Genomic DNA, 11,572 nt, shown 5'->3' with positions numbered 1-11,572 from the left:
ATCTAAAGACGAACAAAATCGAGAAATGAACTCGTATGGATCGCTTGTGACACCGCCGTTGATTTCCGTGCAAGACTTCGCTTTCCGCGGGCGGCCGGTGAGCCTCCTCGTCGCATGCGCTCCTGTGGGGTCTCACCTGTTCCGCTGTTCCCGCAGGAGTCTTCGTCTTGCCCTCCAATCAACTGCTAGAAGTAGCCATATACGTGAAACCTACATAATGAAAAAATCCGGACGAATTTCATTCTCTATTAAGAGTCTCAGTTCACCGTTCCTTCCCTCAAAAACTATTTTTGTCTCCACCTCATTTATATCGCCTTAGCGTTTCTTCTGCGTGACAGCAGATCTTTTGAATTAGCTCCTGAGGTTCTTCAATAAGGGCATGAGCCCCTAAGGTATAGAAAAAAGAAGCCATGTAGCTTAATTCATTTCCATCAGTTATTGTATCGATATAGCCATTCCCATCACGCGCCACCTTGACGTGATTTTCAAGCCACGGAACGCCTTTACACTGACGAACGCCTTCGTGTGTCAAGGTTACTTTTAACGAAATCGGCTGTGAGTTTACCGGTTCTGTTTCAAGCCATTCCTTTAACGTAAGAGATATATTTTTGTCTTTTTCTAAAACCTTTAATGAGTGAATACGATCCGCTCGAAACAATAATACTTTTTGCTTATCGTAAGAATAGGCAGGGCAGTACCATAAACCGTTATGAGCATAAATTCCAAGGGGTTTGACTTGTTTTCTTGTTTGACCCGCCTTTGAATCATAAAGAAATTCAATATATTTTCCTGCAAGGATTGCTTCTAAAAGCTCTTTTAAATAAGGAGTGTCAAGGTTTCTTTTAGGATTCCAAAACGCAATATGAGCACTCATTTTATCTACTTTTTTCTTTGTTTCCTCAGACAGGTACACATAAAACTTTTGAAGAGCCGCATGAATTTCTGCATCAAACGGAAGGTCATGATAATACTGCAGAGCTTGATAAGCAAAAAAGATAGAAATAGCTTCTTCTTCCGTAAACAAAATAGGAGGGAGAATACGATTTTTTAACACTTTGTAACCGCCGCTCCGTCCTTTTTCACTGTAAAGAGGCAGCCCTAATTCACTTAAGTCCAGTAAATAGCGCTGGACGGTCCGCACGGAAAGACCAAATTCCTCCGCTAGTTCTTTTGCCGTAAACGTTCTTTTTGTATTAATAAACATGAGCATATCAACAAGCCGTCTAGACTTAGCCATTTATTTTCACCTTTTTCTTTTAATATGACAAAAAGTGTCGTATTAAGATGATATCATACAGAAACAGTAAAGTTGAAAGGAGAAAAGAGAATGAAGAAAAAAATCGTCGTATATATTGCGGCAAGCTTAGACGGGTATATTGCAAGAGAAAACGGAGAGATTGACTGGCTGGAAAGCGTAGAAGGAGAGGGAGACAACGGCTACGAAACGTTTTATCAAACGTGTGATGCGGTCGTTATGGGAAAAGCCACGTACGACCACGTGCTGAAGCTCACACCTGAGTTTCCGTATCTCGATAAAAAGTGCTACGTGTTTAGCCGCTCAGCTCAAAGAAAAGATCAGTATGCAGAGTTTATAAATGAAAGCGTGGCGTCATTTCTCAATAACCTCAGTCAAGATACGAAAAAAATATGGCTGGTGGGAGGCGCTGATATTCTCGCTGATTTCTTAAAAGCAAAGAGGGTGGATGAATTTATTATATCGGTCATTCCCGTTTTGCTTGGGGCTGGTATTCCGCTGTTTAAACGAGGAATTCCCGAAATGAACTTGAAGCTTACCGATATAAAACAGTACGGGCAAATTGCTCAGCTTTATTATGAAAAAGAATAAGCTTTTCGTAATAAAAACTCTTTCTGCAGTGTCAGTGTGCTCAGCGTGTATGTAACATCCAGCTATTGTTATTTTAGGGACAGTGACATCAAGAGCGTCCTTTTTTCATAGTATATTTTTGGGGTGAAAAAATGCCAAGAGTAAATTATCGAGATTCAGACGTTGCTTTAATGGCAAGGATGATGAGAGCAGAAGCTGAAGGCGAAGGAAAACAAGGAATGCTGTATGTTGGAAATGTCATTGTCAATCGTCTTAAAGCAAACTGTTTAGATTTCAAGAATTTAAGATCCGTTCCGCAAGTTATTTATCAGGTGCAGGGAGGCAACTACTCGTTCGAGGCTGTTCAAAAAGGAAACGTATTTTATCAAAGAGCAAGAGGTGTTGAAAAAAGGTTAGCCAAAAAGAATTTGGATTATTGGAGAGAACATCCGGGGAAATATGCACTGTGGTACTTTAATCCATCCGCTCCATGCCCTCCAACCTGGTACGGTCAACCGGCTTCTGGTCAATACAAAAATCACTGTTACTATGAGCCAAAGCCCGGAACATGCGCTAGCGTTTATAACGGATAGCTTAGAAAATATGCTGCATTCTGAAAGTCTGGCCTCAAATCCAAACCTTTAGCTGCAGGTGACAAGGCAATCGTTCTTCATATAATAAGAGAAAGCCCTCTTTTAATAAAGGGGGCTTTTGCTAATTGATGCATTTCTCATTTTGCTTCAAATTTTATGTTTTTACCAGCAGCAAATTCAGATTGATCCTTCGCTTTTGTATCCTTTACCACCCAGGACGTCTTTACCTTAGCTGCTGCTAAAATTTCTTTAATTTGCTTATCGTTTAAGCCTTTCGTATAAAGGACAAATTCTCTTGTATAGATGTTTTTATTTTCTTGCTCTTTATCTGCACCGCTGCCAAACCAATATCTTATTTGCTGATCGTCTTTGATGTTATTAAAAGCTTCTTTATAGTTAGGTAGCTTAACTTGAATATTCGACAGGTAATCCGTGCCGCGTAACGTAAGGATCATATGTACTTTGTGAAAATCTTTTTTTGAAGGGCTTGTTAACCCTGATGTTCCAACTTCACTAAATTCTTTTTTCGTCAGCTGTTTAACTGTAGTAGAAACAGAAACTTTTGGATCTGAATTATTTGTCACAACGTCTTCGGTACTGCAGGCACCTAAAATGAACAGCGTTAAAAGAGCATAGACTGCTCCAAATGCTTTTTTCTTCATGCTCGTTCTCCTTTGTAATTGATAGATAATGGTACTCATTCGCTATGTTCATTGTATTTACCTCCATTTGTTTCAATGTCATGATTAATGAAGAAAAGTATAGAAACATTAAAAAGAGAAATGCCGAAGCATTTCTCTTTTGATTCTATGAATCTGGATTAAGCGAAGTATGCGTATACTCGGGCATACGCTCTTCTTTTTCCGTTAGCTGAGTATCGGGGCTTTGCTGCTCTTCTGAAATAGGAGACAGCGTAGATTTTTGTTCAGGATTCATGTTTGTTATTCCTCCTTATATAAAGTGAGCTGTTAATCAAGCGAAAGCAAATCATCTTGAATTTGTTGCGTTAAAGATGCCACTTGCTGCGTTAAACTGTCATTTTCCGCCTGGAGTTTTTGATAAGACTGATTTGCTTTTGAACATAGGTAAGGGTCTGTTTCCCACCAGTCCATGCCAATTTCTCTTGCTTTATCAATAGAAGCGACAAGCAGCCGGATTTTGATTGTTAAGAGTTCAACATCAGCAATTTGCACTTTAATATCTCCAGCAATAACAAGACCTTTATCTAATACTTTTTCTAATACTTCTACAATGGTGCCCAGATGCCCGTTATGTTCCGCCGCCATTTTTTCACTCCTTGTTATAACACTTTTCCTAGGGGACCTAGATCAATATTTAAATCTTCATTTGTAAAGCTAAACACTGATTTTAGCTCCTCCATTTTGTTCTCTAACTTCATCAACGCCACGCCCAGGTCTTCGATTTGAGCATCCGTCAGGTTTCCGCTGTCGACTCGGCGAATCGCATGCTTTTCAATGAGCTGCCGCAGTAATTCAATGACAGTTAAAACAAGCTGCGCTAGGCCTTGTTCAGCATTTTCCGCACTCAGCTCAATGCGGCCGTTTCGTTTGAGGTTATTTTCCATTTCGCAACGCCTCCGTTTCCTGTTCAAGCTGCCGAGAAGAAATGATTTGACGGTCATGAGAGCCTATCAGCGTTTCTACAGAAGAAATCAATACCCGCAAATCAAGATAGACTAAATCAATTCCGGCAATTGAAATCAATAAATCACCTTTAATGGCAATTCCTTTATCGAGGATCACATCTAATATATCAATGAGGGCGATGTCCTTTTGCTCCAGCGTTTGTTTTCGCAGCGATGTCATCCCGCATCTTTCTCCGAGCGCAGAGTGTCGATATGATAAGCAGGCCATGGTCCCGTTACTTCGATGTTCAGTCCCATTTCACTATAAAACGTTTGCTTGTCGCTAATGGCTTTTAAAAACGATTCTACATTGTTCTTTGAAAGAAGGTAGATGCTGTTCCAGCACATGCTGTAGCTCTCGCCGGTTATTTTTTGACTCCAGTTATTTTTGATTGTGTGGTAAGCGGCGTGGGGGCTTATCTCACTGTGTAAATGATCACAAAGCGACAGCTGTTCTTTTTCTGTTTCTTCTTCGATCAGCTTTTCTATCTTTTTACGTTCAAAAAACTGCCTGCCTGGAGGCAGCGTATTTATTTCTTCTTTTTTCTTTTGGATCGTTTCATTGTTCGTTAGCAGATAGTTCTTTAAAGAATTCGTATGGGCATATACTTTTATATTCCATTCTTCAGATCTTTTTAAAAGATGAAGAGAAGAGAGGGTTTTTTCTTTGTTATCAGCAATACTTTTTTGACAGCTATCCTTGCTTTTGTAGACCGTACAAAATTTCATGGGAAGAAGCGTGTAGTGACTTTGTAAGAAAAGAAGAATCTCATGGTGATGCATGGCTTTGTCCTGCAGCCATTTCATATCGTGCTCGATCTTTTCTTTCAGCATTTCTTCCGAATACTCATCGCTTGGCAAGTCGCATACAAATGCGGTAATGTCATCAAAGCAAAGAGCATAGATAGGGTTGTTCTGATCCATACCTTCAAGTGAAGGAAAGGGCATTTCATTAGCTTCTTCGGTTGGAACTAGACCATATAAATAAATGAGCTTTTCCATCTTTTAACCTCACTTTTGTTTCTTCGTCATTGATTCCCATCTTTTTAATTCATATTCTTTTGCTGCTTCATACCTCAGCAGCAGTTCTTTTTCTTTTTCCATATATGCATCTTCTGGTATTTCTCCAAGCTCATACATCATTTGAAGATGAACGATTTTTTGCTGAATAAAAGAGACATCGTAAAGTTCTTTATCCGCTTCTTCCTTGATTTTCTGTCCGACTTTTACAATGAGCGTAACAGGAGACAGCAGCAGTTTATGAATCATACATTCTCTTCTACTTTTAATTGAATATTGATAAAGTTATAAGCAGCCCACGGCCCGGAGTATTTAAAATCTGCTTTGTGCTTCCATTTTTCATACAGGTCATTTACACGTTCATCAAACGCTGCTTCTTTTTTTCGGTCAATTAAAAAAGAAGCGTTCAAAAGCATTGTTTCGACAATAGGAGGGTTTAGCTTAGACGCTTCAGCTATCGGTTCTAACTGTTCATACAGTTCGTTTTTACAGTCGTGCTGAAGCTTTAAAAAGAATTTCTGAGCTGTTTCTCCGTGGGCAATTTGTTTATAAAAATCAGCACTGGCAGAACGCTGGTTTCGTACTTGGTGCAAAGAAGAATCTTGATTCACTTTTTGTTTCAGCCAGTCCGGTTTCCCAATTACTTTTAGTCCGACTTCTATTTTTCCTTTTAACTGTGGGAAAAGAGAGGCGAACTGTGGATATAAGTTTTCTAACAGCATTTCAACATCTTGTTGGCTATGAAACACATTGCCAAAGCTGATGGGAATAACGGAATCATGTGCATTCATTACTTTGGAAATCACCTGCTGGTGCGCTGTGACGTTCTCTTTTGTAGGGTGATAAATTTTAAGAGGAAAGGCAGCGGCCACTATAGCGGCATCACGGTAATGAATGGTAAAAGTAGATCGTTCCTCGTGATCAATCGTAACGCTGCCAAACGTATGTGCCTCGGTAGCGGGGATGCTGCAAAAAATATAAATGCCCGTTTCTTCACTCATCGATTTTTGTTTCATTCCTTTCCATTAAAATAATTAGCCTATTTCTCTGCCGGAGAGCTTCGATAGCGCAGACTGGTGCGTGAAAAAGACGTAATGTTATGCTGCTTATTGACCAGCACTTCATAGATACCGAGCAGTTCATCTTTTGCATAGCGCCTCATATACTCCTGTTCTTCAAATGCTTCAAGTGTTATTTTCCATCCTCCATTTTGAATCGATTCATACGAAATAATTCGGTGAGGAGGAGCGACGTGTTCTTTAAAAAAATCAGTTACGGATTCCATGATTTCGGCTACTTTCACTTCTCTAATCCACCTTTATGAGTTTATAAATCTAAATCTTGTAAAAGGTTCAGCTGTTCAAGTTTCTTTCCGCTGTTATTCGAAGAAAGAAACTCTTCTCTTTCATTATGAAGCAGCCGAACTGCCTCGGCGTACCTCAGCCATGTGTCTACGCTCGCAATTACGATTCTGGCTTCAATGGTAATTAATTCAATACCAATAACGGAAATGCGCGCGAATACGTCAATTACGACACCTTTATCTAAAATTCGCTCCACCACTTCAGCTAGACTAGAGAAATCGTTTGATTTGTGAATCGTCATGATGAAAAATCCTCTCATGTTGCATAGTAGAATAAATACGTTTGCTAATCTTGCTATTAATGTGTGTGATATTGTAAAAAATATACAAATAAAACGTGCATAAATTAAAAATAGTATAAAATACCATGATTATTTTTGTTTAGATACGGGTAGAGTTAAGTACATTACTTTTATCCATTGATGAATGAAAACACATACATAAAAAACAAAGGGAGTGGAGAAAGATGAGAAAAGAAGAGCAGCCGGTATTATCTGATTTTATTGAAAAGGACCAATTTGAGTTAAATTCATATTTAACCTCTTTACTTGAAACGACAAGTGAAAAGAAAGAAAGTCAAAGTTGATGAATTGAAAATATAAAAAACTACTTTCCATATGGAAAGTAGTTTTTTCATTTACGAACTTGATATATTGGACAACGAGGTGAGAAAGATGAACAAAAGAGACGTGGTTTCGAGAAGTATTTTAACAAAAGCGACCGGCTTTTTGGCATCTGGTTATACTCATAGTTTAAATCCGTATGCCGGATGTGCATTTTCCTGCAAATTTTGCTACGTGCGAGAGCTGCCAATTCAGCGTTTTAAAGAGATGGAGTGGGGGACATGGCTAGAGCTGAAGGTCAACGCAGCTGAAGTCTATCAAAAAGAAATACAAAAACTGCGAAAAAAAGAGCAGCCGGTGCGCATCTTTATGTCTTCAGCGACAGATCCCTATCAGCCTGCTGAGCGTAAAGCAGGCATCACACGTGCCCTTTTAGAAACGATGATCAATCATCCACCTGATTTTTTATTGATTCAAACAAGGTCGCCCCTTGTGACGAGGGATATCGATTTGCTTTTACAGCTTCAAAAAGTATGTGATCTTCGCGTATCGATGACTGTTGAAACGGACCGAGAAGATGTAAAACAAATTTTTTCTCCTTATGCTCCGGGGATGAAACTTCGTATGAACGCGTTAAAAAAAGTAAAAGAAAGCGGAATTTCAACGCAAGTAACCATTGCTCCAATGCTTCCTTTCACGCCTGAATTCCCTAAAAAAATAGAAGGAATGATGGACCGAATTTGCATTGATACCTTGTACTTAGGAGACGGTTCCTTAGGTAAAACGTCTAAAAGGCTAGGGATGCCGGAATTATTTGAGAAGTACGGTTTCCTAGACTGGTATGACAAAGACATTCATGTCAAAGCCATTCGTTATTTTGAAAAATTTTATCCTTCTTCGATGATTTATCTTTCTCAAGAGGGATTTGCCCCGTAAAAAAAGAAGGGCTAGAAGAGCCCTTCTTTTTTGTATTAGTTTTTATACGTATCAAACATGTTTGTATCGTCAGGTACGTTTTCTAAGTAGCTGATTTTTCCGCTGTCATCTAGCTTAGCAATATCTTTTCCCGTTTGAGTAAAGACGCTGCCAGATGCACGTTTTCCGCACACTGCCCAAGGCGTTTCAAACTTATCTGTACCTTCAACTGCTTTCCAGCCTTCGAACATATGCTTAATATCAGCGTTTTCTTTAAACACCATTTTCACAAACAGCTTCCAGTTTTCAATGCCTTGCTTTTCGTGGCCGTTTAAGACAAATACGATATCGTCTGAAAAAAGTCCTACTAATTCTTCAAATGCTTGTTCGCTTGTACGTGATTGATCGAATAAATCAAAATATCTATTTAAGTTTTCCATGATGATCTCCTTTGGGTGCTACAGCACCATTTTTTCTTCTACTGTTGCTTTTAACATGTCCAGGTTTTCTTTCGGACATTTTTTGTTAATTTCATTTGTGAGCGTAGCAATGGTTTGCCGTTTTAAGATAGACTGCCACGAAGATTCAGCTTCTTCCATTAAATCGGATAATAAGCAAATATCTTTGTCTTTTAAGTTAAGCATGTCGTGAAAAATACCGCTTGATGAGTAAAGAGACTGCTTACCTTCAATGGCTACGTATACGTCATAAATACGAATTTTTTCCGGCGTTTTTTTTAAGCGAAATCCACCTTTGCTACCAGGAACGGAAGCAAGTAAATCAGCGCTAACCAGCTTGCGAAGAAGCTTTTGAAAATACGTAGGCGAGCCCCCAAGCTGAGTGCTGATGACATCTCCTGGCAACACAGCTTTTTCAGGCAAAAACGTAAGAAGCAAAATGGCATATACCGATTGCTCAACGCCTGTTTTCATATGCAAAAACATCATCTCCTGCTTTATGTGTACAACGTGGATAATGATTATCCGCGTTTAAGTTATCATACCGCTTATGAATCAAAAAGTAAAGCAGTTACTTAATATGCACGCGATATTCGTGTATACTGTGAAAGAAGCAGCAACAAAATACGGAGATGAGAGAATGACAACTATTGCAGATATCGCTCGGCTTGCAGGAGTAGCAAAAAGCACTGTATCCCGCTACCTTAACGGAGGGTCTGTGAGCGATGCGACAAAACGAAAAATCGAAGAGATTATTAAAGAAACAAACTATAGCCCAAATGCGTTTGCTCAAAGCTTAAAAGCAAAAAAAACAAACATCATTGGTGTAATTGTTCCGCGCATGGGTTCTTTTGCGACTTCCCGCACATTAGATGGTATTGACCAAGAACTTAGAGACCACCACTATCAAATGATTATTTCCAATTCTAATCAAGATTTAGAAAGAGAAATCGAAAATATCTATACGCTGGCTAAGCAGAAGGTAGCAGGTATTATTCTTCTTGCCGTTCAAATCACAAAAGCTCATTTGGAAGCGTTCCGCACAATTTCAATTCCCGTTTTGTTAATTGGACAGCAGCATGAAGAAGTCCATAGTTTAATTCACCAAGACTACGAGGCTGCATGCGACATTGGAAGGTACATAGGAGAAAAAGGACATAAAAAAATCGCTTTTTTAGGCGTAACCGAAAAAGACATAGCTGTAGGTGTAAAGCGAAAAGAAGGCGTAAAGGAAGGTCTTAAAGACAGAGACTGCGAGATCCGCTGTTATCAAACAAGCTTTAGCATGAGCGATGCAATCGGGGCCGCTACGGCTGTGATGAAAGAATTTAATCCGTCCATCATTGTATGTGCGACCGATAACATTGCGCTTGGCACATTAAAGGCAGCTTATTTAAACGGACTGCGCGTTCCGCAAGATGTATCCATTACCGGCTTTGGAGGCTACGAAATTACAGGTGTGATTCATCCCAGCTTAACAACCGTAAAATATTACTATAAAGAAGCGGGACAAATGGGGGCACAGCGAATTATTAAGCTAGTCAACGGAGAAGAAGTCGAAAAGCTTACACTTTCTAACTATGAATTGATTGAAAGAGAAAGCGTTGACAATCGCTTTGCATAAAAAAACGATTGACAGAATGTAGGAGATGCTATAGTATAAGTGGTGTAAATACAAACAAATAATTGAACGTATCTCCTAAAGGGGAGTAGCTTTAACAGCAAAGTCGTCATTACAGAGATTATCTCTCGGCTTTGTTGGCGACATTATGTTGTTAGCAAGACCTTTACCGCTTATTTGGTAAGGGTCTTTTTTGTATTCAATTATAAAAAGGGAGGAAAAGGCTCGGACATTTAGAGGAGAAACGTTACATAAAAAGAGAAGGTGGAGGTAACTATGGAGGAACTAATTGGCGTATCAGTGCAAGGTTTGCTGCAAATTATTTTTCTTGATTTAATTTTAAGCGGGGATAACGCAATTGTTATTGCAATGGCGGCTCGTAACGTACCAAAAGATTTACAAAAAAGAGCGATTTTAATTGGAACAGGCGGCGCAATTGGTCTTCGATTATTATTTGCGGCTATTATTGTCCCTTTATTGAAAATTCCATTAATCGGAGCGGTCGGCGGTTTAATGCTAGTATGGATTGCATATAAATTATTAGCGGACAATCACGATCACGGCGACAATCCTAAAGGTGGAGCAACGGTATGGAGCGCGGTTAAAACGATCATTATTGCAGATGCGGTCATGTCATTAGATAACGTATTAGCTCTAGCAGGTGTAGCTCACGAATTTGTCCCGATTATGATTGGTGTATTAATTTCAATTCCGATTATTATTTGGGGAAGCAGCTTTATCATGAAAGCAATGGAAAAATTTCCGATTATCATTTACGCTGGAGCGGCGATGCTTGCATGGTCTGCTGGAAAAATGATTGTTGAAGATAAAATTATCGGCGGATTTGTTCCAAGTACAGCTTTACATCTCGCTGTTCAAGTTATCTTAACTATTGCAGTTGTAGGCATTGGGTACATGAAAAACAAAAAAATGAAAAAAGAACAAGCCCACGCAGCTTAAAAAAAGAGCGTACGGATGATCCGTACGCTCTTTTTTTATGATTCGGGGTAGTGCATAAGCAAAAAAAAGCTTGCTTCTTCTTCAGAAGAATTGATATAGCTGTGAGAGGTATTTCCTGAAAAATGAAGAGCGTCTCCCGAGACTAATTCATGTTCTTCATTTTCAAAACGAACCGTTAATTCGCCTTCTTTAATAAGTAAGTATTCATCTCCTAAATGAGTTTTCGCTTCGTGCACGCATCCAGGCTTTAATGTGACGATGTAAATTTCAAACTTTTTCTCCGGATGATAAGGAAAAAAAGAATATACTAAGTAATCACCTTTGTTGTCCGTGATGGGATCTAGCTGTTTTATGCTTACTTTCTGCACATCCGGGGTGTCTTCTTTCATAAATACAGAAAAAGAGACTTGAAGGCCGTTGGCAATTTTCCAAAGCGTGGTAACCGTGGGACTGGATTTACCTTTTTCAATTTGAGCAAGCATTGCTTTACTAACACCGGTTAATTCGGAAACTTGATCAAGCGTCAAATTTCGATTTTTTCGTAATTTAACAAGATTTTTAGCAATAATATCTTGAATCGCGTCCATTGTTGTACTCCTTTAATTATTA

20 protein-coding genes are annotated in these 11,572 nt (G+C 39.1%); 5 read left to right on the top strand and 15 right to left on the bottom strand.

Annotated elements, in window-relative coordinates:
- Positions 1-2: 2 nt before the first annotated feature.
- Together ACFX4E_RS13090 and ACFX4E_RS13085 are read right to left on the bottom strand one after the other, a co-directional pair.
- Positions 3-182: a hypothetical protein gene (locus ACFX4E_RS13090; RefSeq protein ID WP_279620433.1), complete on the bottom strand. Its 180-nt coding sequence runs from the start codon at positions 180-182 to the stop codon at positions 3-5.
- A 119-nt stretch (positions 183-301) separates the two neighbouring features.
- Entirely contained in the window at positions 302-1,237 is a 936-nt protein-coding gene (locus tag ACFX4E_RS13085; RefSeq protein ID WP_263034010.1) for a helix-turn-helix transcriptional regulator, read from the bottom strand.
- A 90-nt stretch (positions 1,238-1,327) separates the two neighbouring features.
- Between ACFX4E_RS13085 and ACFX4E_RS13080 the strand changes: the two genes are divergently transcribed.
- Complete coding sequence (locus ACFX4E_RS13080; protein WP_098334362.1) at positions 1,328-1,846, top strand: dihydrofolate reductase family protein; 519 nt, start codon at positions 1,328-1,330, stop codon at positions 1,844-1,846.
- 131 nt (positions 1,847-1,977) lie between these two features.
- Positions 1,978-2,418 (top strand): cell wall hydrolase, encoded by a 441-nt coding sequence (locus ACFX4E_RS13075; RefSeq protein ID WP_013083968.1) that lies wholly within the window; start codon positions 1,978-1,980, stop codon positions 2,416-2,418.
- 137 nt (positions 2,419-2,555) lie between these two features.
- Here ACFX4E_RS13075 and ACFX4E_RS13070 read toward each other — a convergent pair whose 3' ends face one another.
- From ACFX4E_RS13070 to gvpJ, 10 genes are all read right to left on the bottom strand, one after another.
- Complete coding sequence (locus ACFX4E_RS13070) at positions 2,556-3,080, bottom strand: hypothetical protein (RefSeq protein ID WP_098248058.1); 525 nt, start codon at positions 3,078-3,080, stop codon at positions 2,556-2,558.
- A 145-nt stretch (positions 3,081-3,225) separates the two neighbouring features.
- Positions 3,226-3,354 carry a hypothetical protein gene (locus ACFX4E_RS13065; protein ID WP_255257713.1) on the bottom strand — a complete coding sequence of 43 codons (129 nt, stop codon included), beginning with the start codon at positions 3,352-3,354 and terminating at the stop codon, positions 3,226-3,228.
- A 32-nt stretch (positions 3,355-3,386) separates the two neighbouring features.
- Positions 3,387-3,704 carry a gas vesicle protein gene (locus tag ACFX4E_RS13060; RefSeq protein WP_377238371.1) on the bottom strand — a complete coding sequence of 106 codons (318 nt, stop codon included), beginning with the start codon at positions 3,702-3,704 and terminating at the stop codon, positions 3,387-3,389.
- A gap of 14 nt (positions 3,705-3,718) precedes the next feature.
- Complete coding sequence (locus ACFX4E_RS13055) at positions 3,719-4,003, bottom strand: gas vesicle protein K (RefSeq protein ID WP_028409281.1); 285 nt, start codon at positions 4,001-4,003, stop codon at positions 3,719-3,721.
- Positions 3,993-4,244, bottom strand: a complete 252-nt coding sequence (locus ACFX4E_RS13050) for a gas vesicle protein (protein ID WP_028409280.1) — start codon at positions 4,242-4,244, stop codon at positions 3,993-3,995. Before ACFX4E_RS13050 ends, ACFX4E_RS13055 begins: the two co-directional genes overlap by 11 nt.
- Positions 4,241-5,065: a GvpL/GvpF family gas vesicle protein gene (locus ACFX4E_RS13045; RefSeq protein WP_098334363.1), complete on the bottom strand. Its 825-nt coding sequence runs from the start codon at positions 5,063-5,065 to the stop codon at positions 4,241-4,243. The genes ACFX4E_RS13050 and ACFX4E_RS13045 overlap by 4 nt, the downstream gene beginning before the upstream one ends.
- A gap of 9 nt (positions 5,066-5,074) precedes the next feature.
- Positions 5,075-5,332 carry a gas vesicle protein GvpG gene (locus ACFX4E_RS13040; protein WP_014459264.1) on the bottom strand — a complete coding sequence of 86 codons (258 nt, stop codon included), beginning with the start codon at positions 5,330-5,332 and terminating at the stop codon, positions 5,075-5,077.
- Entirely contained in the window at positions 5,329-6,099 is a 771-nt protein-coding gene (locus ACFX4E_RS13035; protein ID WP_060745324.1) for a GvpL/GvpF family gas vesicle protein, read from the bottom strand. The genes ACFX4E_RS13040 and ACFX4E_RS13035 overlap by 4 nt, the downstream gene beginning before the upstream one ends.
- Before the next feature lie 23 nt (positions 6,100-6,122).
- Positions 6,123-6,386 carry a gas vesicle protein GvpO gene (locus ACFX4E_RS13030; protein ID WP_013057922.1) on the bottom strand — a complete coding sequence of 88 codons (264 nt, stop codon included), beginning with the start codon at positions 6,384-6,386 and terminating at the stop codon, positions 6,123-6,125.
- Positions 6,387-6,409: 23 nt separating this feature from the next.
- Positions 6,410-6,688, bottom strand: a complete 279-nt coding sequence (gene gvpJ / locus ACFX4E_RS13025) for a gas vesicle protein GvpJ (RefSeq protein ID WP_028409276.1) — start codon at positions 6,686-6,688, stop codon at positions 6,410-6,412.
- Positions 6,689-7,120: 432 nt separating this feature from the next.
- Between gvpJ and ACFX4E_RS13020 the strand changes: the two genes are divergently transcribed.
- Complete coding sequence (locus tag ACFX4E_RS13020; RefSeq protein ID WP_098334364.1) at positions 7,121-7,945, top strand: SPL family radical SAM protein; 825 nt, start codon at positions 7,121-7,123, stop codon at positions 7,943-7,945.
- 35 nt (positions 7,946-7,980) lie between these two features.
- Here the strand turns inward: ACFX4E_RS13020 and ACFX4E_RS13015 are convergent, their stop codons facing one another.
- Both ACFX4E_RS13015 and ACFX4E_RS13010 read right to left on the bottom strand, forming a co-directional pair.
- On the bottom strand, positions 7,981-8,364 hold the full coding sequence (locus ACFX4E_RS13015) for a nuclear transport factor 2 family protein (RefSeq protein ID WP_028409274.1): 384 nt from the start codon (positions 8,362-8,364) through the stop codon (positions 7,981-7,983).
- An 18-nt stretch (positions 8,365-8,382) separates the two neighbouring features.
- The gene (locus ACFX4E_RS13010) at positions 8,383-8,862 is read right to left on the bottom strand and encodes an RrF2 family transcriptional regulator (RefSeq protein WP_028409273.1); all 480 of its coding nucleotides are present in this window, start codon (positions 8,860-8,862) and stop codon (positions 8,383-8,385) included.
- Positions 8,863-9,022: 160 nt separating this feature from the next.
- Between ACFX4E_RS13010 and ACFX4E_RS13005 the strand changes: the two genes are divergently transcribed.
- The gene (locus tag ACFX4E_RS13005; RefSeq protein WP_028409272.1) at positions 9,023-10,006 is read left to right on the top strand and encodes a LacI family DNA-binding transcriptional regulator; all 984 of its coding nucleotides are present in this window, start codon (positions 9,023-9,025) and stop codon (positions 10,004-10,006) included.
- A gap of 273 nt (positions 10,007-10,279) precedes the next feature.
- Complete coding sequence (locus ACFX4E_RS13000; protein WP_028409271.1) at positions 10,280-10,963, top strand: TerC family protein; 684 nt, start codon at positions 10,280-10,282, stop codon at positions 10,961-10,963.
- Between the two features lie 35 nt (positions 10,964-10,998).
- Here ACFX4E_RS13000 and ACFX4E_RS12995 read toward each other — a convergent pair whose 3' ends face one another.
- Positions 10,999-11,550 carry a helix-turn-helix domain-containing protein gene (locus ACFX4E_RS12995; RefSeq protein ID WP_013057914.1) on the bottom strand — a complete coding sequence of 184 codons (552 nt, stop codon included), beginning with the start codon at positions 11,548-11,550 and terminating at the stop codon, positions 10,999-11,001.
- Positions 11,551-11,572: the final 22 nt, after the last annotated feature.

This window comes from Priestia sp. YIM B13491 (assembly GCF_042787605.1).
GTDB lineage: Bacteria > Bacillota > Bacilli > Bacillales > Bacillaceae_H > Priestia > Priestia megaterium_E.
This window is presented reverse-complemented; position numbering and strand designations above follow the sequence as displayed.

What these genes read in the sequence shown, in the direction of transcription:
- ACFX4E_RS13085 (WP_263034010.1), bottom strand. Translation starts at nt 1,237, where the DNA reads ATGGCTAAGTCTAGACGGCTTGTTGATATGCTCATGTTTATTAATACA.
- ACFX4E_RS13080 (WP_098334362.1), top strand. Translation starts at nt 1,328, where the DNA reads ATGAAGAAAAAAATCGTCGTATATATTGCGGCAAGCTTAGACGGGTAT.
- ACFX4E_RS13075 (WP_013083968.1), top strand. Translation starts at nt 1,978, where the DNA reads ATGCCAAGAGTAAATTATCGAGATTCAGACGTTGCTTTAATGGCAAGG.
- ACFX4E_RS13070 (WP_098248058.1), bottom strand. Translation starts at nt 3,080, where the DNA reads ATGAAGAAAAAAGCATTTGGAGCAGTCTATGCTCTTTTAACGCTGTTC.
- ACFX4E_RS13065 (WP_255257713.1), bottom strand. Translation starts at nt 3,354, where the DNA reads ATGAATCCTGAACAAAAATCTACGCTGTCTCCTATTTCAGAAGAGCAG.
- ACFX4E_RS13060 (WP_377238371.1), bottom strand. Translation starts at nt 3,704, where the DNA reads ATGGCGGCGGAACATAACGGGCATCTGGGCACCATTGTAGAAGTATTA.
- ACFX4E_RS13055 (WP_028409281.1), bottom strand. Translation starts at nt 4,003, where the DNA reads ATGGAAAATAACCTCAAACGAAACGGCCGCATTGAGCTGAGTGCGGAA.
- ACFX4E_RS13050 (WP_028409280.1), bottom strand. Translation starts at nt 4,244, where the DNA reads ATGACATCGCTGCGAAAACAAACGCTGGAGCAAAAGGACATCGCCCTC.
- ACFX4E_RS13045 (WP_098334363.1), bottom strand. Translation starts at nt 5,065, where the DNA reads ATGGAAAAGCTCATTTATTTATATGGTCTAGTTCCAACCGAAGAAGCT.
- ACFX4E_RS13040 (WP_014459264.1), bottom strand. Translation starts at nt 5,332, where the DNA reads ATGATTCATAAACTGCTGCTGTCTCCTGTTACGCTCATTGTAAAAGTC.
- ACFX4E_RS13035 (WP_060745324.1), bottom strand. Translation starts at nt 6,099, where the DNA reads ATGAAACAAAAATCGATGAGTGAAGAAACGGGCATTTATATTTTTTGC.
- gvpJ (WP_028409276.1), bottom strand. Translation starts at nt 6,688, where the DNA reads ATGACGATTCACAAATCAAACGATTTCTCTAGTCTAGCTGAAGTGGTG.
- ACFX4E_RS13020 (WP_098334364.1), top strand. Translation starts at nt 7,121, where the DNA reads ATGAACAAAAGAGACGTGGTTTCGAGAAGTATTTTAACAAAAGCGACC.
- ACFX4E_RS13015 (WP_028409274.1), bottom strand. Translation starts at nt 8,364, where the DNA reads ATGGAAAACTTAAATAGATATTTTGATTTATTCGATCAATCACGTACA.
- ACFX4E_RS13005 (WP_028409272.1), top strand. Translation starts at nt 9,023, where the DNA reads ATGACAACTATTGCAGATATCGCTCGGCTTGCAGGAGTAGCAAAAAGC.
- ACFX4E_RS13000 (WP_028409271.1), top strand. Translation starts at nt 10,280, where the DNA reads ATGGAGGAACTAATTGGCGTATCAGTGCAAGGTTTGCTGCAAATTATT.
- ACFX4E_RS12995 (WP_013057914.1), bottom strand. Translation starts at nt 11,550, where the DNA reads ATGGACGCGATTCAAGATATTATTGCTAAAAATCTTGTTAAATTACGA.